We start from the raw sequence: 255 nt of genomic DNA, 5'->3' as shown, positions 1-255 counted from the left end.
AGCATCGGACTACAATGCCATTCCGGGCTTGCTAGCAATGCCAGTTGGCAAACCGAGATTGTTTCTCGCTGACAAGGGCTATGACAGCGACTTCCTGCGTGAAGAACTGCTGACCCACGGGATCAGGCCCGTTATACCGCCGAAGGCAAATCGAAAAGAGCCGCCCGTCTGCGACTTTCGGGCCTATAAGGATCGAAACCGTATCGAGCGCCTGTTCAACAAGCTCAAGCAGTTTCGGCGCGTAGCCACCCGCTA

The 255-nt window shown here is 55.7% G+C and carries 1 protein-coding gene; it reads left to right on the top strand.

The genetic code is table 11. From position 1 onward, the window contains the following. Positions 1-255: transposase (locus C6558_RS39500; protein ID WP_146161044.1), on the top strand; the 255-nt coding region annotated here is incomplete at both ends.

The sequence above is a fragment of the Ensifer sp. NM-2 genome (genome assembly GCF_003024455.1).
Taxonomy (GTDB): Bacteria; Pseudomonadota; Alphaproteobacteria; order Rhizobiales; family Rhizobiaceae; genus Ensifer; species Ensifer canadensis.
This window is presented reverse-complemented; position numbering and strand designations above follow the sequence as displayed.